This window comes from Salegentibacter sp. 24 (assembly GCF_004362395.1).
GTDB lineage: Bacteria > Bacteroidota > Bacteroidia > Flavobacteriales > Flavobacteriaceae > Salegentibacter.
The window spans coordinates 26041-48955 of sequence record NZ_SNWE01000001.1 but is presented as its reverse complement, the minus strand read 5'-3'; the positions used below and the strand labels follow the sequence as shown (position 1 = coordinate 48955).

Below are 22915 nucleotides of genomic sequence, written 5' to 3'. Positions count from 1 at the left end.
TCAAAAATATGGTATAAGGGTGCGTTCAACTTAATGTACAGATATCCGCACACCCAAATACCATAATCACACACTGTAAAATCACTTTAGATATCTGCATGAAAAAAACCAACTTGAAAACTATTTACTCATAGGTTATTTGCTCACCATTAATGGTGGTGTTCTTAAATTCTACATCATTTGCATTTTCTATTAAAAGAGGGGTTTCTGCCTTTTCGATAGTGACATCTGTAAAATAAACTCCCGAAACTGGAGACTCTTCTCTCCCTCTAATCAAAATTCCATATTCACCACCATTTTCAACATCTACATTTTCTAAATATATATTTCTAATTACCGGCATATGGTTTCCTTCTTGATTTTCATAAATTCCATAATGGGTGTTTATCTTTAAAACAGCTTCTTTAACCTGACCAACTTTTAAATTTTTCACATAAATATCTTCAATAGTTCCGCCACGACGGGTATTGGTCTTTATTCTAATTGCTCGATCCAGATTCGGGCTGTTCATTTCACAGTTTCTAACGAATACATTGCGAACACCACCGGAAATTTCACTCCCCATTACCACGCCCCCGTGACCGTCTTTCATAACACAATTTTCAACTACGATGTTTTCGCTGCTTATCCCTACGCGCCTTCCATCATTATCTCTACCGGATTTTATAGCTATACAATCATCACCAGTGTCGAAAAGACAGTTTTTAATATGAACATTTTTACTGTATTCCGGATTACAACCATCATTATTTGGCCCATGACTTTCAACAGTTACTCCATCTACAGTAACATTATTAGATTTTGTTGGATGCATGACCCAGAATGGAGCTTTTATAAACTTCACCCCTTTTATCAGTACATTTTCACATTCAAAAGGCTCAAAAAACGGCACCCGAAACTGATGGCCTTCGCCAAAAATTCGTTCTTCTACAGCAACACCATCTTCGACCATCTTACTCAAACGCGGCAGGTTGTGATCATCACGCTGTTGAGGCTGACCTTGCTTATATCCATAGCGCTCGGCACCACTCCAGGGCCACCAGTTCTCATTATCGGCCTGTCCGTTAAATACACCTTTTCCGGTTACAGCAATATTTTTCTGTTTGTAAGCGTAAATCATAGGAGAATAACTCATGAATTCCATTCCTTCATAAGATGTATGAACCACCGGTAAGTAGGCCTTTTTATCCTTGGTAAATAGAATTTCGGTGTTTTCCGCAATATGAAAATTTACATTGCTCTTTAAATGAATAGGACCTGTAAGATATTTTCCCTCTGGAACCAATACTTTTCCACCACCTGATTCCGAGCAGGCGCCAATAGCATCGGCAAAGGCTATTGTATTGTCTGTTTTTCCATCGGCCACTGCTCCATAATCCATAACGTTGAAAACAGTATCCTTGAATTTAGGAACAGTTATATTTTTAATTATTTCATCAGCTTTTTCCCATGCCTTTTCCGAAGGACTCATTTCTGAATTCTGGGTTATTTCAGATTTATCTTTTGCATTATTTTTACAGGAAAACATTACAACTCCTATTAGGACTAAAATTAAAATTTTAAAGCAGGCTTTATTTTTTATATTCATTTTATTGGAAATTAGAAATTACTGTAATCGATTACACTAAAGTATAAAATAAATAATAAACGCCCTAGATAATCTTATATATTATTAGATTATGGCTTTAAAATTTCCCATTTAACCTAAATAACACCTAAATTCTTGTACAATTTATTACCATTTGTTCAAAAATGAAATCGATTACTTCATATTTTCTTTATTTATTGCAGATTTTTAGACATAAAAATACAATTCACTATATATTGTAAGTTTTCAGTGACAATTTTCTTGAATAAAATCATTTTATGAGCTTTTTTTTTATTTTTGTAATGCAACAAATTGCACATTTAATTATAATTCTCCCGTATTTATGAAAGAAAAGGTAACTATATACGATATTTCTAAAAAACTAAATGTGAGTGCCGCTACAGTATCCCGTGCTTTAAACAATAATCCCAAAATTAGTTTAAGTACCCGAGAACTGGTTTTAAAAACAGCCAGGGAAATGAATTATAAACAAAATCGTTTAGCACAAGCACTAAAGAGTGGCAAAAGCAATAATGTTGGAGTAATTGTACCTTACATAAATCGCAGTTTTTTCTCTTCGGTAATAAGAGGTATCGAAGAAGAACTTACGCCACACGGTTACCATGTTATAATTTGTCAAACTCATGAAAATTATGAATATGAGATAGATCAAATAAATACCCTTATCAACACTCAAATAGATGGTATTTTTATGTCGGTTTCAAAAACTACTTTAAATACCGAACATATTGAAAAGGCTCTGGCCGAAGGTACACCATTGGTCTTTTTTGATAGGAAAAAAGATATTCCAGGTGTTAGCTCCGTGACAATTGATGATTTTAAAGCGGGTTATTTAGCAACAGAACAACTGATTAAACAAGGATGTAAAAAAATCGCGCATTTCTCTGGAGATTTAAATCTTGAAATTTACAAGAATCGTTACGATGGCTATATAAAAGCTTTAGAGGATAATAACCTGAAAGTTAAACAAGAATATATTCTAAAAACTAACAGTAAAATAGAATCGGGAGCCTCCGCAGTAGAGGAATTATGGGAATTAAATGAAAAACCGGATGCTATTTTTTCAGCAAGTGATTACACAGCATTAGGAGCGATTCAGCAGTTGAAAAAAATGGGCCTTAAAATTCCAGAAGACGTTTGTGTTACCGGATTTAGTAACGAGCCCTTTACCAAATATATGGAACTTCCAATAAGTAGTGTGGATCAAACCCCACTTACCATGGGAAAAATTGCAGCCCAGGTTTTTCTTGAACAGATGAACGAAAATCAAAAAGTAAGCATCGAAAAAAAAGTAGTTCTCACTCCAGAACTTATTGTAAGAGAATCGTCTAATCGACGCACCAAGTAAATCCCAGTTTAAAAAATTATAAAGAAACCCCCCTCTTCCATGGAATAAAATCGTCCTGTTTTAATTGATCTGCCTTAGATTCGGTCTCGCCACTAGCAACCTTTATAATAAACTCCAAAATTTCTTCCCCCATTTCTTCTATGGTTTTTTCCCCTCGAATCACTCCACCTGAATCTATATCTATAATATCAGGCATAGTTCTGGCGAGTGTTGAATTGGAAGATACCTTTATCACGGGCGCTACAGGATTCCCAGTAGGGGTTCCCAAACCGGTTGTAAAAACTACTACGTTTGCACCTGCACCTACCATGGCGGTAGTACTTTCCACATCATTACCAGGAGTGTTTAATAAATTTAATCCAGGTTTGGTGACATAATCACCATAATCCAATACATCCTCAATTGGTGATGTGCCACCTTTTTTTGCTGCTCCGGCAGATTTCATGGCATCGGTAATTAATCCATCCTTAATGTTTCCGGGAGATGGGTTCATATCAAAACCTGAACCTGAGGCTATGGCTGCTTTCTCATAAGCTCGGGTGAGTTCAATAAAGCGTTCGGCTATTTCATCCGTAACACAGCGGTTAACTAATTCCTGTTCTATCCCGCACAATTCTGGGAATTCAGACAGAATTGGCGAACCTTTTAATGCTGCCAATAAATCTGAAGTATAACCCAGCGCTGGGTTGGCCGAAATACCAGAGAACCCATCGGAACCACCACATTCCAGCCCCAATTTTATTTTTGATAATGAAGCTGGTTCTCTTTTAATTTCATTAGCATTTTTAATTTCAGCATAAGATTCTTTTATAATGGTATCCATCATATCGTCTACCGTACCCATTTGCTGTTGCTCATAAATAAGTACTGGTTTTTGAATGTTGGGGTTGATTCTTTTTAAAGCATTTTTAAAAATATCAATTTGCAAATTTTGGCAACCCAAACTCAATACGGTTGCACCTGCAACGTTAGGATTATTCACGTATCCTGATAATAATCTTGCCAAAGAGGCGCTATCCTGTCTAATGCCTCCGCAGCCGCCCTGATGCGTAATAAACTTCACTTCGATATTATCGAAGACCGCACTTTCTTCCGGTTCGGTATCCACTAAAGGTTCCGTGTTTTCGCCGTGGATTAAACTGCGTAACAATAGACGCTGTCTTGTTGATTTATGGAAAGATAATTCCTTTTCAAAAATGTCTTTTAAAACTTCAATATTTCGATTTTCACAAAAAACCAAAGGAAAAAATAACCAGACATTTTTAGTACCAACCTGGCCATCGGGACGGTGATACCCGTTAAAAGTTCTGTATTTCCATTTAGATATGTCTGGGACATTCCAGGAAGTAGTTTCTGTCTTTTTATATGCGGTATTGCTCTGATGTTTTACGTTATTTACAGTAAGAACTTCCCCACGTTTTATAGGTTTCATAGCCTTGCCTACCAACACCCCATACATAAATATTTTATCGCCTTGGGCAAGGTCTACCAGGCTAAATTTATGTTTAGCCTTAGTATTAGTTTTTAATTCCACCTGCTCCTGCTCAACCTGAATCACACTATCTTTCCAAACATCTATAAGGGCTACGGCTACATTATCTTCAGGATGAACCTTTATCGCTTTCTTTTCCATACTACAATACTTTTTGCTATTTAATCTTTAATTCTTCAGAGAAAACTGAAAAACCTTGTTCCACACCTTTATTTTCAATTAATTCTAGAGCATTTGCGATCTGTTTTTTCAAATCTGGAATAGTGGTAAGATCCTCTCCCCAAAATTCGCTCTTCTGAAGTACATCTCCGGCTATATCTTTATAACTATGCTGCTCCCATACTTTTTGGAAAAAATCGATAATTTGCACATCGTCTTTTACCGGAAGTAATTTCCCTTTCCACTGACCACGGTAAAACCTAATTAAACAGGCCATGGCGTAAGTAAGTCGCAGAGGGAGTACGTTATTTTTCTTCTGATAGGCTAATAGGCTAGGCAATACCCGAACTTTAAATTTTGAAATAGAATTAAGGGCAATACTCGCTAGTTGGTGTTTTATAAACGGATTTCTAAAACGATCAAAAACCTCATTGGAAAAGGTATCAAGTTCTTCTTGACTCAAAGAAAGTGTTGGATTAATTTCTTCAAAGACAGCTTCTTTCACAAACTCTCCGGTAAAACTATTATCTATAGTTTCTTTAACGGTTTCATTTCCGTACAAAATTGAAAATGGCACCATAGTAGTATGCGCTCCGTTGAGAATTCTTACCTTCCTTGTACGGTAAGGCTGCATATCTTTTACAACTAATATGTTTTCATCAATTTTATCAAATGGGATCTTTTCCTTTAATCTCTCATCTCCTTCAATAACCCAGAGAAGAAAAACTTCAGCTGTCACCACCAATTTATCTTCCATCTCGAGTTCCTCTTGATATTTTTTGATATCCTCTCTTGGATAACCAGGAACTATTCGGTCCACCAAGGTGTTGTGAAAACTGTTAGACTCCTTAATCCAGTCGCTAAACTCCATTTTCAATTGCCATAATTCGGCATATTTGAGAATGATTTCTTTAAGTGTATCAGCATTATAATTGATAAGTTCACAAGGAATAATAGTAAGCCCTTTATTTTTGTCACCTTTAAAATATTGAAATCGCTTATAAAGTAAAGCCGTCAGTTTCGCAGGGAAACTATTATGTGGTGTTGCTTCTAATGTATCTTTATCATCCAAAGATATCCCTGCTTCAGTGGTATTAGAAATAACGAACTGGAGTTGTTCTTCCTCTGCAAGAGCCATATATTGGTTATAATCCTGGTAAGGATTTATTCCTTTTTGGATACAAGAAATAGTTCGTTTTTCTTGTATTTCCTTACCGTTCTTAATACCACGCATAAAAAGATTGTACAAACCATCCTGATTATTGAGCATATCTATCATCCCGGAAGAAATGGGTTGAACTACAGCCACCCCAGCATTAAACCCGGCCTGCTCATTTAGCTTATCAATCACATAATCTACAAAGGCTCGTAAAAAGTTCCCTTCGCCAAACTGGATTACTTTTATAGGAAGATCAGGACTAATTCCCGCATTTTTTCTATTTAATGTTTTCATAAAATTAAATTTTCGGAATAATTTATTATTCAAATAAAGCCGGTAACCATAGGCTGATCGCCGGGATAAAGGTGACTAGCATAAGGACTATGGCCATTACCAAATAAAGTGGTAACAAGGGTTTAATAATTTTCTGAATAGATGTCTTGGCTACGCTAACTCCAATAAAGAGTACTGAGCCTACTGGTGGCGTACAAAGACCTACACATAGATTCATTACCATGATAATCCCAAAATGTACAGGATCTATCCCCAGGCTTTCCATAACAGGTAAAAATATTGGGGTAAAAATTAGAATTGCCGGGGTCATATCCATAAAAGTCCCCACAAATAATAGTAACAAATTGATAATCAGTAAAATCACAAATTTATTATCGCTTAAACCAAGTAAAACTTCGCTTACTGATTGCGGAATATTTTCAAAAGACATAACCCATGACATACTCATAGAAGTAGCTATAAGAAGCATAACTATTGCCGTTGTACCTACCGAATTTAGAAATATGCTATAGAGTTTTTTAAAATTTAATTGCCGGTAAATTCCAGAAAGGATCAGGGTATATAAAACGGCGATAGCCGAAGCTTCCGTAGCCGTAAAAATTCCTGAAACAATCCCACCAATTACTACAATAAGTAAGAATAAACTCGGAAAAGCATCTAAAAAAGTAAAAGCGATTCTTTTAAAACTACTGGTCTCCCCTGCCGGATATTTTTTCTTTTTAATCCAGAATGCTGCGGTAAGCATAAGTGCAAGACCCATTAATATCCCGGGAATATAACCGGCTAGAAAAAGTGATGCAATAGAAACCCCACCGCTGGCCAATGAGTATACAATAAGTACGTTGGAAGGTGGAATTATCAGCCCTGTGGTAGATGCCGTGACATTTATGGCTGCTCCAAACTCTCTTGAATAGTTCTCTTTTTCCATTCTTGGTCCTAAAATCCCACCAATAGCCGAGGTAGCCGCTACAGCAGATCCTGAAATAGCTCCAAACAGCATCGCTGCGATTACATTGACATATATTAAACCTCCGGGTAAAGATCCTATAAGAGCTTTGGCAAAATCTATGAGTTTGGTAGCAATCCCTCCCTGATTCATAATTTGTCCGGCCAGAATAAAAAATGGAATGGCCAGTAAGGAGAAACTATCCAAACCAGTAGCCATTCGTTGTGCTACCGTGGTATAGGCAGCCATAGAATCGATAGAAACAAGCATAGTAAGTACGCAGGATATCCCAATGGACCAGGCCACCGGGACCCCAATACTAAGCAGGATTAGAAACGAAACAACCAGTATTAATACTTCTAACATCATACTAAATACTGTTTAGGGTTTAATAGTTCATTCACTTTATAAATAATCACCAGTACGCCACTAATTGGGATAACGGTATATACGGCTCCCAGTGGAATATTAAGGGCTGCCGAGGTTTGTCCTAATAAATAATTCAGGTAAACCAGGTTACTGCCTCCTATTACCAGTACTAATAGGCAGAAAAGGATAATCAATAAATTGATTCCCATTCTAAGTTTTATCCGGTTTTTCTGGCTTAATTTAGGTGCCAGGATATCTATGGAAAGGTGTTGTTGTTGACCAGCGACGTACGCTGCCCCCAGAATTCCAATCCATATTAATAAATATCGCGCAATCTCTTCTGTAAAGGAACTGGAGGCTTGCAGGATATACCTGGAAAATACCTGCCAAGAAACAGCCGTTACCATAACTGCCATTAAAAATACCAGCAGTGATCCTAAAATTTTATCAAGTATAAGTTTCATATGTTTTTACTTTACTGCCTGTATGGCATCGATGAGTTTCTTCATTTCCGGGTCTTTAGAGAATTCTTCATACATGGGTTGTACCATTTCCCGAAAAGCTTCCTTGTCAGGATAAGTAACTTTTACCCCAGCTTTTTGTATTTCTTCCAAAGCTTCCAATTCCGCCTTTCGCCATAATTTCTTTTCATATTCCGAAGATTCCATAGCGGCTTCTTTAAGCCATACTTTTTCCTGTTCTGAAAGTTTGTCCCACACCATTGTACTTATAAGCAATTCATCAGGGAGCGCCGTATGTTCATCTACCATATAGTATTTACAGACTTCGTAATGCCTGGATAAATAGAAACTAGGCAGGTTGTTTTCAGCTCCGTCTACTATTCCCTGTTGCAGGGCAGTATAGAGTTCCCCCCAGGCAATCGGAGTTGGAGAACCTCCAAGCATTTGCACCATAGTCATTGCTGTGTTGCTTTCCATAACACGAAGTTTGAGGCCTTCTAGGTCTTCCGGACTGTCCATTGGTTCTTTCCCATAAAAGCTTCTACTACCCGCATCGTAAAAGGTTAAACCTTTCAATCGTTTTCGTAATCCGTCATTTAAAAGTTTTTCACCAAGTTCACTCTCCAAAACCTTGAATCGATGTTCGCGATCTCGGAATAAAAAAGGAAGTCCAAAAACCTTTAGACTTGGAATAAAATTTTCCAGGACCCCGGTGGAAACTTTAGTCATGCCCAAACTTCCAATCTGTAAAAGTTCTAAAGACTCCCGTTCGGAACCCAGTTGTTGATTGGGATAAATATCGATTTCTATACTCCCGTCAGATTTTTCGTGGACACGCTCAGCCATATAAAGCATCGCTTCGTGCACCGGGTGGGAAGTATCCAACCCGTGACCAAGTTTGATAACGGTAACGTCTCTTTTTATCGCATCACATCCGCTAAGACTGAATATCAGCATCAAACAAAAACTAATTTTTAAAGTCTTGATAGCTCCTGAACTTCTCATGATCTTATTTTTTGAACGATTTCAAGAGCCGACTTTACTTTTTGGGTTATTTCCTTATAGTTATAGGAACCATCGGTATTTTTTTGAAATAATTTTGATCCTATCCCTACGCAATGTACTCCGGCCTCGAACCATTCTTTTAAATTTTCCTGGGAAGGACTAACTCCGCCGGTTGGCATTATACTACTCCAGGGCATTGGTCCTTTAACGGCTTTAACAAAAGAGGGGCCGCCAACTTGTGCTCCCGGAAAAATTTTAACCACCTCTGCACCAAGTTCCTGGGCATAGGAAATTTCTGTAACAGTTCCGCAACCCGGCATCCAGGCTACCTTTCTACGATTACAAGCTTTGGCCATTTCGGGTTGTAGTATAGGGGATACTATAAAATTAGCCCCCAGTTGAAGGTACAAAGAAGTAGTTCCTTCATCTATGACAGATCCAACCCCAAGGATCATTCCCTCCAGTTCTTTTGAAACATATTTAGCCAGTTCTCCAAAAACCTCATGAGCGAAATCGCCCCTGTTGGTAAATTCAAAAACCCTGGCGCCGCCCTCAAAACAAGCTTTTATCACCTTTTTGCAAACCTCCAATTCTTTATGATAGAAAACAGGTACTATTCCGGTCTCACCCATCATCTGTACCGTTTCTATTCTTGTATATTTTGCCATAATTTTTTATGTATTATCTTTTTATCCTTCCGCCGGTATCTCCCCTGGTAACTTCGAGTACTTCTGAAACACTAACAAGGTTTGCATCTCCCAAAATGGTATGCTTCAAGGCACAGGCAGCATTGGCAAACTCTAAAGTTTTCTGATCATCAAAATGTTGTAATCCATATAAAAGACCAGCCGCATAAGCATCCCCGGTTCCGATCCTATCTATTACATCGGTAATTTCAAGTTCTTCGGTAGTAAGGTATTGGGTGCCTGTCCAGGCTTGTCCATAAATCTTCTGCCAGGAGGCGCTAAGGCCGGTGCGCACCTTGTCAAAAACTTTTTCAATGGAAGGATAGGTTTGAATCAATTTTCTGCTGGCGCTGATGAATCCTTCTTTATTAAATTCAAAATTCGTTTTTAAAATTTCATTGATTTCATTTACTCCACCAATAAAAATAGTAGAAAGCCCGGTAAGTTCTGCCAGGATCTCGCTACCCTCCCTGCCATATTTCCATAGATTACTTCGATAAGCAGGGTCAGCCGATACGATAACTCCTTTCTTTTTTGCTTCTGTAAGCCCCGCTTTTAAAGTTTCATAAGCCCCCTTAGAAATTCCGGGAGTGATTCCTGTCCAATGAAAATAGGATGCGTCTTTTAAAATATTCTTCCAATCTATTTCCTCGGGGGAAATATTAGCAAAAGCTGCATTCAAACGATTATAGGCAATCTGGCTAGGTCGCATAGCTGCTCCTACCTCTAGAAAATAAAGACCCAAGGGATGATCTACTTTATTTATAGCTGAAACATCTACTCCAAATTGACGGATAAATGCTAAAGCTGCATCTCCAACTAAATCATTGGAAACATTCGAAACATGGGTTACCTCCAGGCCGAAGTAAGAAAGGGATTCCGCAACATTGAGTTCCGTACCACCAAAGAAAAATTCCAGACTTGTTGATTGTTGAAGTTTTTTGTTTCCGGGAGGGGATAAACGCATCAATACTTCCCCAAAAGTCACTACTTTTTCGCTATTTTTTCCTAGTTCTTTCATTAAAAACCGAAATACTCATTAGCATTATGATAACTAATATCGGCTACAGTTTTACCTACTAGTTCCATATCATTAGGTAACTCTCCACTAGCCATTTCCTGGCCAAATAAATTACAAATTACCCTTCTAAAATATTCATGCCTCGGGTAAGAAAGAAAACTCCTGGAATCTGTAAGCATTCCTATAAAGCAACTTAGCATACCCATATTTGACAGTGCATTAATTTGTTTAATAATTCCATCTTTTTGATCTAAAAACCACCAGCCAGAACCTAATTGGACCTTTCCTTTTATGCTTCCATCGTTGAAATTTCCTATCATCGTAGCAAACACCTCATTATCTGAAGGGTTCAGGTTATATAGAATAGTTTTGGTCAATTTATCTTTTCCATCAAGTGCATCAAGGAATTTCGAGAGATTTTCGGCTTGTTTATAATCACCAATAGAATCCCAACCGGTATCAGGGCCAAGCTTACCTAGCATTCGCTTATTGTTATTACGCAGAGCGCCTAAATGGAATTGTTGTACCCAACCAAACTCGTGATAGGTCTCACCTAAAAATAGCAAAATTGCACTTTTGAATTTTTCAGCTTCTAATTTAGAAATATCTTCACCTTTCCGCCTTTTACTGAAGATCTGGTTTACTTCATTTTCAGTGAAGCTTTCCGAGGATATAAAATTCAATCCATGATCACATAATTTACAACCATTTTCATCAAAATATTCAATACGTTTTCTCAGTGCGTTTCTTAGATCCTCATAAGAATCTATCGAAATCTCAGCGACTTCACCCAGTTTGTCCAGGTAATCATTATATCCACCGGAATCTATAAGAATAGATTTATCGGGACGAAAAGCCGTACTTACCTTAATTTCGAAATCACTTTCTGCTAACTCTTGGTGGTACTTCAAAGTATCAATAGGATCTTCCGTAGTACACAGGGTTTCAACATTCATTTGCTTTAATAAGCCGCGACACGAATTTTCGGGCAGCTGCAATTGCTTATTCACGTCCTTGTAAATCCGTTCAGCAGAATCTTCATTCAACAATTCGTCTATACCAAAGTATCGTTTTAATTCTAAATGGGTCCAGTGGTATAAAGGATTTCTTAAGGTATGCGGCACTGTTTTGGCCCAGGCCAGAAATTTCTCTTTATCGGAAGCATCTCCCGTTATAAATTTCTCATCTACGCCCAGGGTGCGCATAGCACGCCATTTATAATGGTCTCCCGCGATCCATACCTGGGTAATATTCTCATAAACCCGGTCTTCAGCGATTTCTTTTGGAGATAAATGGCAGTGGTAATCTATGATAGGTTGCTTTGAAGCATATTTGGTATAAAGCTCTTCTGCATATTTATTATCCAGTAGAAAATTGTCTTTTATAAATTTTTCTTTACTCATATTTATTGTTTTATGAATCTCGGCAAAAGTGATCTTATCGTCCCATCCAGCCACCATCTACCAACATCACTGACCCATTCATATAGTTCCCTGCAGCCGAAGCCAGCAATAGGGTTGGACCTTTAAAATCTTCAGGTTTACCCCATCGACCAGCAGGGATTCGGGCAAGAATAGCTTCACTTCTCTCTTCGTCTTCCCTTAAAGCCTGGGTATTATCGGTAGCAATATATCCAGGTGCAATAGCATTTACCTGAACACCCTTGGCCGCCCATTCGTTAGCAAAAGCTTTTGTAAGCTGGCCAATTGCTCCCTTTGAAGCAGCGTATCCCGGAACGGTAATCCCACCTTGAAAGGTAAGTAGTGAGGCGGTAAAAATCACTTTTCCACTTCCGCGTTTTATCATTTCCTTACCTATTTCCCGGGTAAGGATAAACTGTGCATTTTGATTTACCTCTATTACTTTATCCCAATATTCATCAGGGTGTTCAGCGGCAGGTTTTCGCATAATTGTACCTGCATTATTTACCAATATATCAATTTGGCTATTTTCGGACTTTACCTCCTCAATGAACTTATAGAGAGATTTTCTATTAGAGAAATCACATTGGTAGCCTTTAAAATCGCTGCCAATTTCTTTAATGCGTTTCCCAATTTTAGAGCCTTCCGGATCTAAAGAAGCAGAAACTCCTAAAATATTGGCCCCTGCCTGAGCTAAAACTTCTGCCATAGCAAAACCAATTCCTCGTTTACAACCGGTAACTAAAGCCGTTTTTCCCTTTAAACTAAACAATTCTTCTATCATCTTTGACTTATTTTAATTCATGAGGTTGCACTCCGTCCATATCGCTATAGTCAAGATTTTCTCCAGCCATTCCCCAAATAAAAGTGTAGTTAGAAGTTCCTGCCCCGGAATGGATGGACCATTCTGGGGAAATTACCGCCTGGTGATTTTGCATAAAAATATGGCGGGTTTCCTGTGGTTGTCCCATAAAATGGCTTATAGTTTGACCCTCTTCTAAATCGAAATAAAAGTACACTTCCATTCTACGCGTATGGGTATGGGGCGGCATCGTATTCCAAACATTACCTTCTTTTAGCTCGGTCATTCCCATCTGCAATTGACAGGTATCTACCACACTGTTCACTAACAGTTTATTGATTTTTCTTTTATTGGAATACTTGCTATCCCCAAGTTCTACCACCTCGGCTTCAGCAAGAGTCACTTTCTTCACAGGGTACTCCTTATGTGCAGGTGCAGAATTCAAGTAGAAATAAGGTTGCTCGCCATCTGCTGCTTCAAAGAATACTTCTTTATTTCCACGGCCGACATAAAGAGCTTCCTTGTGGCCAATTTCATAGACTTCACCACCAACAGTAACTTTTCCTTTTCCACCCACGTTGATCACCCCTAGTTCACGGCGCTCTAAAAAATAATCGGCTTTAAGATCATCAATGGTATCGAGTTTAATTTTTTTGCTTACTGGAAACGCTCCGCCCGCAATATAGCGATCGTACATCGTGTAAGTTAGGTTGATCTCATCCTTCTTGAATAAGTTGGGGATTAGAAAGTGTTTCCGAAGTTCTTCCGTGGTATATTTCTTTACATCCTCAGGGTGATGTGCAAATCTGAATTCTGAATTAGTCATAATAAAAATTTTTGATTAATTAAAAAAATCAATGTTGATTACAATTTCAGGTTTTCGCAAATTTGAAGCATCCTGTACATACCTGAATAGATGTAATCGATTACACAAATGTACTATTTACATATTAAAAATCAAATTCTGGGCTTCATTCTTTCACATTATCACCTTCATTATTTGATTTTTTCGAACCAAAAAATTCTATTTCAGGTGCAAATTGTTAGGTTAACCCGATTATTTTTTATCCAAATCAAGACCTCTTTTGCGACTATTTAGAAAAACGAAACCAATCAAAATCAGCATAGCCAGAGTCATTGGTCTTACTTGCTTTAATGGCAAAAATTCCAACCTTTGCACCTATCCATTTTCCTTCCACAGCTTTAAAATTCTCATCACTTACCTTATGAAAGTTCCTTCCATTTTCACTATAACTAAAAGTACATTTAGCCCCCTTATCAACCTCTACTCGCAAAATCACTTCATTTCCCTCCAGTTTTGTAATTACTTCCTTTTTCTCTACACCTTCTTTTTCAGCATCTTCATTAAAGGAATACACAAGATACAGCCCATCTTCCTTGCTCTGGACAGCGATATAAGCATATTGCCTTCCCATAACCAGTAAACCAGCTTTTTCGTTCTCAAGATCTTCATTTGGGTTAAAAGTAAGTTTTGTCGTAGTTATAAACTCCTGGGCCGGAAATTTCTGAAGTAACAAGTTAGGCGCATCCCAGAGATTATTACTGTCATTGGGAATTTCTTGTGTGTATAGCCTAAGTTGACCTTTTGAGGGGATCAGGAAAGACCAGGTTTCGTGCGGATTAGCATGCCATTGCCATTGTAATCCAAGACTATCTCCATCAAATTCATCCGAATCTTTTGGAGTTTTTATGGTATGGGTATCAGTATCGGGTTTTTTGTGAGTCATTACAGGTTGCCCGGTACCATCACCATCAGGGTCTTCGCCCATTGTTGGCCACCCATTGTTCCACTCCATGGGTTGCAAATGTACGATCCGACCATAAGCTCCTTTATCTTGAAAATGAATAAACCAATCTTCCCCGCTCTCAGTGTCCACCCACGCACCCTGGTGGGGCCCATTGATATCGGTCTTCCCCTGTGCCAGAGAAACATGTTCTTCATAAGGTCCATAAACGTTTTTACTGCGCAAAATTAATTGCCAACCCGTAGAAACGCCACCGGCCGGAGCAAAAATGTAATAATAACCGTCCTTTTTATAAAATTTTGAACCTTCCACAGTGGGATGATCCTGATGACCGTCAAAAACAATTCTTCCAGAACCTATGGTTTTTGTGCCCTCTTTATTCATTGGCTTTACCACCAAAATACTTTTAATTCCAGCGCGGCTCCCGGCGTAGGCGTGAACTAAGTATGCTTTTCCATCATCGTCCCACAGCGGGGCCGGATCTATGAGCCCTTTTCCTTGTTCAACCAAAACAGGTTCTTCCCAGGGGCCTGTGGGATTTTCGCTTTTTACCATATAAATTCCAAAATCGGGATCGCCCCAATAGATATAAAATTCACCCTTGTGATAACGAATTGCTGGAGCCCAAACCCCATTCCCATGTTGCGGAGTTTTAAAATGTTCTATCGGCACCTGCCGTTCCAAGGCGTGACCGATTAATTCCCAGTTTACAAGGTCTTTGGAGTGTAATATTGGTAAGCCAGGAGCCACATTAAAAGACGAGGCCGTCATGTAAAAATCCTCTCCTACTCGCACGACATCTGGATCAGAATAGTCGGCGTGGAGCACGGGGTTTTTATAGGTACCATCACCCTGATCACTCACCCAAACTTTGGATAGATGATCAGTTTGGGCTGATATATTTGAAATTAAAAATGCGCAAATTAAAAGACTGAGTTTGTAGGAATGGTGCTTTCTCATTTTTCAAGTTTTCCTTTTGTATTAAGTGACTCTAATTTTTGATTTAAATCAGCTTTAAATTCCTCTTTTGAGGTGATTCCCCCCGGCTCCTGCTCCCAGGCCCCCAGGAAATAATAGGTTACCGGTTCCTTTCTTTCTTTGAATACTACTAAGTGATCATGCGGGCCTTCGGTAATTTTATCTACTTCATCAGTTCTGTAAAAAATAGCCATTCCCAAATGGTCCTGGTCATTTACAAGGGTTTGTGTGCCATAAGTGGCAATATATGCCCATTCCCCCTTTTCACTTTGTTGTTGCAATAATTCCACATCATCAAATTTCACAATTCCCGTGGTTAAACCTGAAATCGCTTCAGAAGGAACTAACGCTACTTTTGTAAACCTGTCTTTATCAAAAATATTGAGTTTTGCTACTAGATCTATGGTTTTATCTCCTGTGGTCCAATCGGTATATTCGATCTTCACCTGGGAAGAATTTTCTAGGTTTGAAACTTCAGCAACTGTTTTTCCCACCTTCCTGAAATGGGCTACAGTATCGTTCATATAGCGACCGAAACTGCCAAGCCCTAAAGATTTTCCTGCTTTTAAGATGTCCATTCCCCAATCTGCTTCTTCGTGGTAAGAGTCAAACCCATCTTTCCCCACCTGAGATAAGATCATAGTATCAGTCTTTTTTCCGAAAATATCTATTGCATTTCTCCAATCGAGATATAACCGATAACCTATTTGGGAATTTTCCCAGCCTGGACCTTCATACCTGATATACCAGGAATGATCGGTATGCTCTTCTGGCACCTCTATACGGGAAACATTCTCAAATTCACCGTTTATGTATTCCCGGCCTTCCCATTTTCCTCCTTCTTTAACTGAAATCTCAGCATAGGTTTTTTGTTCTTTCTGCGTTTGGATATTCTGCTTCTCGATGGATTTTTTAGTTTCCTCTTGTTTATTTTCTTTGCAAGAAAATACCAAGGTCGATACTGCCAGAATTATTAATTTAAAATTTAGTCTCATTCTAATCGTTTTTAGTTTTTAGCGGTTGCCAATTGTCTTTTCCTTTTAAAATATTTTCTACAGTATATTTTTCTGCTTCCTCTTCACTTAACTGTTTAGACCAGGATACCCTCTCTTCTGTTTTTCCTCCCGGTCCTCTGGAGTCATGCTCTGCATAAAAGACAGTTTTTTCTGCTTCAGGCTTGTTCCAATTATGCCAACCTTCTTTTTTAATATGATCTCCCATTTCAGTATTTATAAAGACAGTTTGGGCATAATCACGCCATGGTCTGCCAAGATATACGCTTTCTTTTGGGGCATCACCGGTAAGTTTACAGTCAATGAAGACAAAACCATGTTCAGCCTCTTTTTCAGTAGAGGCCGCGGTAATGTAATGTCCACCATCTTTGGAATATATCTCGCAATCCTCAAAAACCGCAGTAGACCACCCAAATATGAAATCCGTTCCACCTTCTATGTAACAGTTTTTGTAATATTGTCTGCTATCTCTTCCGTGAGGGTAAAGCGTATCCTGAAAACCTAGAAAACGGCAATTTTCAAAAACCACTTTATCTCCATCTACTCGAACGGCAACAGCCTGACCTACTGGTCCTGCAGAATTCTCGAAAGTGATATTTTTTGCTTGAAATCCTTCTCCGAAAACAAAAAAACTAGTAGAACCAGTAGTGCCAATTTCTTCCCCGAACTTGTTTTTTTTTGAAGCATAATCATCGTAAGTAACAATGGTTTCTTTCGCATTTTCACCTATAAGATGAATATTGGTCTTTGAGGTGGGCAAAATAAGTTTTTCTTTATAAATTCCTGGTTTCAAATAAATTGTAGTCGGTTTTTTACGGAAATCGGGAACGGCCATAAATGCTTCCTGCAGCTTGGTATAGTCACCACTGCCATCTGCTGCCACCACTATATCATAATGTTGCGCCTGAATGCAGGTTATTGTAAAAAACAGTATAAAAGTTAAACGAACTAACATCGGACTACTGGTTTAGGTTTTCATAATAAATAGAAGCCAAAATAAATGGTCCAACTCCTTTTGGGTCGTCATCCCTAATTATCTCATTGATATAATACTCGTAAGAACCGTCACGATATGGATCGCCACCTAAACCTGCAACCCCGTTAACCTTTGTGAGGCTGATGGTGCCATCATCATTCTTTCGAATAAATTCTTCCAAAATTCCTTCATAAGCTTTAATTCCCGCTTGCTTGTGCGCTTCAGATAAATAACCTTTTTGGGCTCCTTTTAGTAGAAAATAAGCAAACATGCTTGAGGCGGATGCTTCCAAATAATTCCCTTCACGTTCACCCTGATCAAGTACCTGGTACCAGGTTCCGGTTTCATCCTGGTACTTTAATATTCCATCGGCCAATTTCTGAGCTATTTTAATGATTTTCTCTCGTTCTGGATGATCCCTGGGAAGGAAATCTAATACATCTACCAGGGCCATACTAAACCAACCAATACTTCTTCCCCAGTAATTAGAAGAAAGCCCGGTATCAGGATCTGCCCAGCGTTGTTCTTTGCTCTCGTCCCAGGCATGATGAAAAAGTCCACTCTCCTCACTGTAGTGGTATTTATTCACTAGGGAAATTTGATTGGCCACATCATCAAATAATTCTGGCTCATCAAATTTTTTGGCGTAACGGGCTAGAAACGGCGAAGCCATATACAAACCATCTAACCACATTTGATAAGGATAGATTTTTTTATGCCAAAAACCACCTTCTGAAGTACGTGGATGTTCCCTCATTTGATCACGTAACATTTCTACTGCCTTTTTATATTTTTCTCTCCCTGTTTCTTTATATAGACCTATTAGGAACCGCCCACCCTGAACACGGTCAATATTGTAATCCGATTTTTTGTAGGTTTTAATCGAGCCATCTTCTTCTACCATAAAATCTGCAAAATTCTTGATATAATCCAGATACTTTTCATTGCCTGTTTCCTTATATAACTTCTCCATTGAAGTCATAATGAGTCCATGAGTATATTCCCATTTTGGCTTTTCGTTGAAATCAAGTGTCCAGCCTTTTGGATTTCGTTTAATCTCAGAATCTGCCATCCAGGTGGAATATTTTTTTGTTTCTGTAGTATCCTGTTTCTCTAACTGGGCCGAATCTTTATCTTCTTTCCCATTTTTACAAGAAACGAGCATTCCTGTTATAAGAAAAAGCAAAAGCGATTTTTTAAATAGTTTGATTGTTTTCATTTAGGTATTTATTTTAAGTCTTTCTTTAAAGTTTTATCCAGGAAATCCAGAGTATAGGCTAGTGTCTTTTCGAACCAAGGATGCAAAAGCCAAAATGAATGGGGAGAATTTGGAATGGTATGGACTTCGGAATAAATTTGATGTTTTTCAAGTATTTTCCGCATATCATCGCGCCCAGCATGAAAACGCTCTTGCGCACTATTTATAAATAGAATAGGGGGTGTATTCTCATCAACATATTCTAGTGGTGAAGCATCTTTCCAGTTCTGTGGGTTTTGGTCCTTCAGACCGCCTAGCCATAAACCGGCAATTTCACTTTCCTCAGCTTCAGGATGAATAAAAGATACGATTCCGTCTATATTTACAATTGCCTCAACCTGATCCTGATCTTCATAAACGGTTTTCTGGAACTTTTGATTTCCTGCGGTAACACCTATTAAGGTTGCAAGCTGCCCCCCCGCTGAAGTTCCTAGTACAGCAATTTTTTCTATATTTATTCCGAATTCTAATGCGTTTTTTCTCATCCAAGCTAATGCGGTTTTTAAATCAATAACCGCTGCGGGAAATTTAGCATCACGGCTTAACCGGTAATTGATTACCACCGCTACATAACCATTTTTAGCAAGATGTTGTGCCATTATTTGCTGATTTTCCTTGCTTCCGGTAACCCAGCCACCTCCGTGTATTAAAAGAACTGCAGGATAGTTTTTTCCATTTCTTGGCGAGTAAACATCGGCTTTTAATTCTTTCCCTTCAATTGTACTATAAACCAGGTTTTCCTTAGTCACAATTTCCTCAGAATCTAGGGATCCGATCGGCTCTATAAATGGATAATCCTTTTTGAGCTTCTGGTATGTAGTTTCAATGGTATAAGGTGATATTGAAATAGGTATCCCGTTAAATAATGTGAGTTTGCTCATTTCATCAAAAACCAACTGAGCAATTGCTTTTGCACCTTCCGGTTGAAAATGGGTATTATCCTCCTGACCTTCTGGATAGGCGTTATATTTCCCAGACGGCAGGTTCATGAAATAATTTTCGGTTACATAATCCTTCCCTTTTTGCGTAAAAAACTCCTGTGATCTTTTGTTTAAATCAATTAGAAGAACGTTAAGTTCTTTCGCAATTTCTTTTACTGCAGAATCATATCTTCCGTGTACATTGCCAAGTTTTCCATTTTCCCAGGGATAATTTCTAGCTACCGGTGTAAGTAAGATAGGAATCGCATTTTTTTCCCGGGTTTGTTTAACGAAGAGCCTTAGAAATTCTTTGTAACCTTTGACATTTACAAATCTTTCATGTTTCTCCTTAGAAGCGTCATTATGTCCAAACTGGATGATCACAATGTCATTCGCTTTTAAATCATTATAAACAGACCGCCAGCGGCCCTCCTCAAAGAATGTTCTTGTACTGCGACCACCTCGGGCGCGATTATCTATTTTCACATTTTCCGCTTCTATAAGACCACTTACTTTCTTAAGGCTGTCCTTGACAAAAAACTGCTGAAAAACCTGGCCCCACCCTGTAAGTGGATAACGGGTTTTCATATAATCTTTTCCCGGATCGTAATTATCAGAATAATCGGCCATTGTAGAATCTCCCACCAAATAAATAGTTTGGGAATCTTCCTGGCTTTTAAAAGAAAAAACGGTTGCACTTAGGATAAATCCTAAAATGAAGACTGGAAGTTTTAGATTCATTTTTTTTCTAATGGTTTTCATATGAAATTCTTTTTAACCAATTTGGATAGGCTTCGTTGAGTAAATCATTAGCATAATTCCCCAAATAGCTATACCCCATTCTTCTTTCATGCGCTATTTTTTCGAGGGAATCTTCCACTACTCCATCCCGTCCAACAAACATGGGCCGGCCGGTTCCAATCTCATTAAAACGTGCCCATAATGGGTCAGCTTTCTCATCTTTCACAACTACACGATCTTTACCTCCTTCTAGTTCGGGAGCATCAATATAGACCAAATTTTTTCCTTCAATTTTATGCTTTTCAAACCAAGCAACAGCACTTTTTACAGCAGTTATCACTTTTTGGGAAGGATTTTCTATTGTCATTAGATATTTCACTATTCCTACACTTTCACTTCCACTAAGGGAGGGTAATTCATATGATCTGGCTTTTGCTGGACTTAAATCTTTACTGTGATGCTGTGCACACCAAAGAGTGGGTTTGCCATCAATTCTAATTTGCATTTTAAGTATAACTTCTTCACCTTTTTCAATGGATTCTCTGATCTTTTCTTTTATGGCGGTATCCACAAAAGCGAATTTTTTTCTGTTCAAGATATCACTAAACAAGAACATCACCCCCATCATAGCATTATCATTAAAGGTAATGTGCTCATAATACCCTTCTTTTAAAGGGAAGAACTGAGGCCAACCGCCATTCTTATATTGTGCTTCTAGAAGATAATCTACTCCTTTTAGAAAGGACTGTCTATAATCATCCTTTTGTGTTTGACTATAAACTTTGGCCAGATACCGTAACTGAGTGTGCGTGGCCCCATTATCTATGGTGGTACCTATTTCTTTTGATTTTTCTTCCCTTAATACTTGCTTTTCTTTTTCCCCAAGCACACCGGCCATCGCTATATTTTTTAGCCAACCACCATTACTGTGTTGATATAGTAAAACATTTTCTGCAATACGGATAGCTTCCTCACTTCCATACCAAGCGATATCCTGACGTTGTGCTTCTTTCCAGGAGACTGTTTGCTCCTGAGACTGAGCAGCCTGAAGGAAAAGGGCGGATACCAGCAAACAGATCAAGGTAAATAACTTATTTTCCTTTGTAATCTTATTGGCCATAATTCACATTTTTGGGACTATTTACTTTGTCAAGCTATTTATATATACCTCAATATTATCGTAAAAATCGCTTAGATCTCGCCCGTTTGCTTCATATTTCCCAGGATTTAAACCGTTTTGCTCTTTCCACTTATCCGGCATTCCATCTTTAGAGGAATCCTTCTTAGCAGTCGAATGCTTAAGTTTTGGCCAACTACCTACATCTTTCTGACTATCAATAATTCCGTTATGACCAAAATTTGCAATTCCTTTGGACACCTCATCAACGATGCGTTTATCTACGGAATCACGAACCAGACTACTTCCTGCTTTTCTTAAAACAAGCTTATATGCTTTTTCAGCAGAATCGGTGCATATATTATTATTAATTGGTATAGGTTTTTCCAACATGGCAGCCTCAATATTATCGGCCTGAACACCACCGTCCCAATTATTTTTTGAAATTTCTGGAGAACCTTCTACAATATTTCCAGACACATAAAACTTACCATACGGCGAATATGGTTCAATTATTCTATTCATTTTAGAAGAAGAAGTAGCGGGTCCGGGTTTAAAATAATTATTTATAATATTGTAGCGACCTTCTTCCCCACCATAGATACTGTTCTCTCCCCAATTATATATTACATTATTCCTGAAATCTACAAATTCACCTTCTAAGTTTTCTGTGGTTCGAGAGCCACTAAAACGTGGATTTCTACTATTATTACTGGCTATTAAATTATGATGAAAAGACACATTTGCGCCACCCCAAATACCTCCATAACCGTGATCTCCTTTTGAATGAACAGAATTGTTTAAGGCTTCAGAAACAATGTTCCACTGAAATGTGAAATTTTCATTCTGATAAAAAGAAGCGTTTTCATCTGTAGCCCAGCTTATAGAACAGTGATCAACTATTACATTTTTTACCTCTCTTCCTTTAAGCGCATCATCAGCTACTTCATTTTCGTCTCCAAGTCTAAACCTAAGATACCTGACAATTACATTATCGGCTTTTATAGCTACTGGATATCCTTTTATTGTAATACCATCACCCGGGGCTGTTTGTCCAGCAATAGTAAGATTTCCTCTATTTATATCTAGATTTGACTTAAGAGCAATAGTTCCAGAAACAGCAAAAACTATGATACGAGGACCATGTTTTAATATACCTTTCCTCAAACTACCTTCTCCATCGTCGTTTAAATTTGTAACTATATACACCTGCCCTCCTCTTCCACCTGAAGCAAATTGCCCAAAACCTTCTGCCGTAGGGAAAGCTTTTTGACTCAATGCTCCTTGAAAACCACAAACAAAAAGGGCAAAGATTATTAAGAGGATATTATTTGTAATTTTTATAGTTGAGAGAAATTTCATAAAAAATTGTGG

19 protein-coding genes are annotated in these 22915 nt (G+C 38.2%); 1 reads left to right on the top strand and 18 read right to left on the bottom strand.

All coding sequences use genetic code 11. The features are described 5' to 3' along the window. Positions 1 to 124 precede the first annotated feature (124 nt). Positions 125 to 1588 carry a glycoside hydrolase family 28 protein gene (locus DET49_RS00200; protein ID WP_133546133.1) on the bottom strand — a complete coding sequence of 488 codons (1464 nt, stop codon included), beginning with the start codon at positions 1586 to 1588 and terminating at the stop codon, positions 125 to 127. A gap of 343 nt (positions 1589 to 1931) precedes the next feature. Between DET49_RS00200 and DET49_RS00195 the strand changes: the two genes are divergently transcribed. Next, complete coding sequence (locus DET49_RS00195; RefSeq protein ID WP_133546132.1) at positions 1932 to 2957, top strand: LacI family DNA-binding transcriptional regulator; 1026 nt, start codon at positions 1932 to 1934, stop codon at positions 2955 to 2957. 16 nt (positions 2958 to 2973) lie between these two features. Here the strand turns inward: DET49_RS00195 and DET49_RS00190 are convergent, their stop codons facing one another. The 17 genes from DET49_RS00190 to DET49_RS00110 form a co-directional block, all read right to left on the bottom strand. Next, on the bottom strand, positions 2974 to 4590 hold the full coding sequence (locus DET49_RS00190; protein WP_133546131.1) for a UxaA family hydrolase: 1617 nt from the start codon (positions 4588 to 4590) through the stop codon (positions 2974 to 2976). Between the two features lie 16 nt (positions 4591 to 4606). Beyond that, positions 4607 to 6061, bottom strand: coding sequence for a tagaturonate reductase (locus DET49_RS00185; RefSeq protein ID WP_133546130.1), 1455 nt, complete (start codon positions 6059 to 6061; stop codon positions 4607 to 4609). A 25-nt stretch (positions 6062 to 6086) separates the two neighbouring features. Next, positions 6087 to 7376: a TRAP transporter large permease gene (locus DET49_RS00180; RefSeq protein ID WP_133546129.1), complete on the bottom strand. Its 1290-nt coding sequence runs from the start codon at positions 7374 to 7376 to the stop codon at positions 6087 to 6089. Further along, positions 7373 to 7840 (bottom strand): TRAP transporter small permease, encoded by a 468-nt coding sequence (locus DET49_RS00175; RefSeq protein WP_133546128.1) that lies wholly within the window; start codon positions 7838 to 7840, stop codon positions 7373 to 7375. Before DET49_RS00175 ends, DET49_RS00180 begins: the two co-directional genes overlap by 4 nt. A gap of 6 nt (positions 7841 to 7846) precedes the next feature. Next, positions 7847 to 8842: a TRAP transporter substrate-binding protein gene (locus tag DET49_RS00170; protein ID WP_243729472.1), complete on the bottom strand. Its 996-nt coding sequence runs from the start codon at positions 8840 to 8842 to the stop codon at positions 7847 to 7849. Further along, positions 8839 to 9510: a bifunctional 4-hydroxy-2-oxoglutarate aldolase/2-dehydro-3-deoxy-phosphogluconate aldolase gene (locus DET49_RS00165; protein WP_133546127.1), complete on the bottom strand. Its 672-nt coding sequence runs from the start codon at positions 9508 to 9510 to the stop codon at positions 8839 to 8841. The genes DET49_RS00170 and DET49_RS00165 overlap by 4 nt, the downstream gene beginning before the upstream one ends. Positions 9511 to 9523: 13 nt before the next feature. After that, positions 9524 to 10549: a sugar kinase gene (locus DET49_RS00160; protein WP_133546126.1), complete on the bottom strand. Its 1026-nt coding sequence runs from the start codon at positions 10547 to 10549 to the stop codon at positions 9524 to 9526. Further along, a complete protein-coding gene (uxaC, locus tag DET49_RS00155) occupies positions 10549 to 11952 on the bottom strand; it encodes a glucuronate isomerase (protein ID WP_133546125.1) in 1404 nt (467 codons plus the stop codon). The genes DET49_RS00160 and uxaC overlap by 1 nt, the downstream gene beginning before the upstream one ends. A 34-nt stretch (positions 11953 to 11986) precedes the next feature. Next, a complete protein-coding gene (locus DET49_RS00150; protein ID WP_410527953.1) occupies positions 11987 to 12751 on the bottom strand; it encodes an SDR family NAD(P)-dependent oxidoreductase in 765 nt (254 codons plus the stop codon). 10 nt (positions 12752 to 12761) lie between these two features. After that, complete coding sequence (kduI, locus tag DET49_RS00145; RefSeq protein WP_133546123.1) at positions 12762 to 13598, bottom strand: 5-dehydro-4-deoxy-D-glucuronate isomerase; 837 nt, start codon at positions 13596 to 13598, stop codon at positions 12762 to 12764. A gap of 265 nt (positions 13599 to 13863) precedes the next feature. After that, positions 13864 to 15498, bottom strand: coding sequence for a glycoside hydrolase 43 family protein (locus DET49_RS00140; RefSeq protein WP_133546122.1), 1635 nt, complete (start codon positions 15496 to 15498; stop codon positions 13864 to 13866). Further along, positions 15495 to 16511: a DUF4861 family protein gene (locus DET49_RS00135; RefSeq protein WP_133546121.1), complete on the bottom strand. Its 1017-nt coding sequence runs from the start codon at positions 16509 to 16511 to the stop codon at positions 15495 to 15497. Before DET49_RS00135 ends, DET49_RS00140 begins: the two co-directional genes overlap by 4 nt. Position 16512: 1 nt before the next feature. Beyond that, complete coding sequence (locus DET49_RS00130; RefSeq protein ID WP_133546120.1) at positions 16513 to 17484, bottom strand: pectinesterase family protein; 972 nt, start codon at positions 17482 to 17484, stop codon at positions 16513 to 16515. Between the two features lie 4 nt (positions 17485 to 17488). Beyond that, on the bottom strand, positions 17489 to 18724 hold the full coding sequence (locus DET49_RS00125; RefSeq protein ID WP_133546119.1) for a glycoside hydrolase family 105 protein: 1236 nt from the start codon (positions 18722 to 18724) through the stop codon (positions 17489 to 17491). A gap of 8 nt (positions 18725 to 18732) precedes the next feature. Next, positions 18733 to 20445 carry an alpha/beta hydrolase fold domain-containing protein gene (locus DET49_RS00120; RefSeq protein ID WP_243729470.1) on the bottom strand — a complete coding sequence of 571 codons (1713 nt, stop codon included), beginning with the start codon at positions 20443 to 20445 and terminating at the stop codon, positions 18733 to 18735. Then, on the bottom strand, positions 20432 to 21544 hold the full coding sequence (gene pelA / locus DET49_RS00115) for a pectate lyase (protein WP_133546118.1): 1113 nt from the start codon (positions 21542 to 21544) through the stop codon (positions 20432 to 20434). The genes DET49_RS00120 and pelA overlap by 14 nt, the downstream gene beginning before the upstream one ends. A 21-nt stretch (positions 21545 to 21565) precedes the next feature. Beyond that, positions 21566 to 22903, bottom strand: a complete 1338-nt coding sequence (locus tag DET49_RS00110) for a polysaccharide lyase family 1 protein (RefSeq protein WP_208109600.1) — start codon at positions 22901 to 22903, stop codon at positions 21566 to 21568. Positions 22904 to 22915 lie beyond the last annotated feature (12 nt).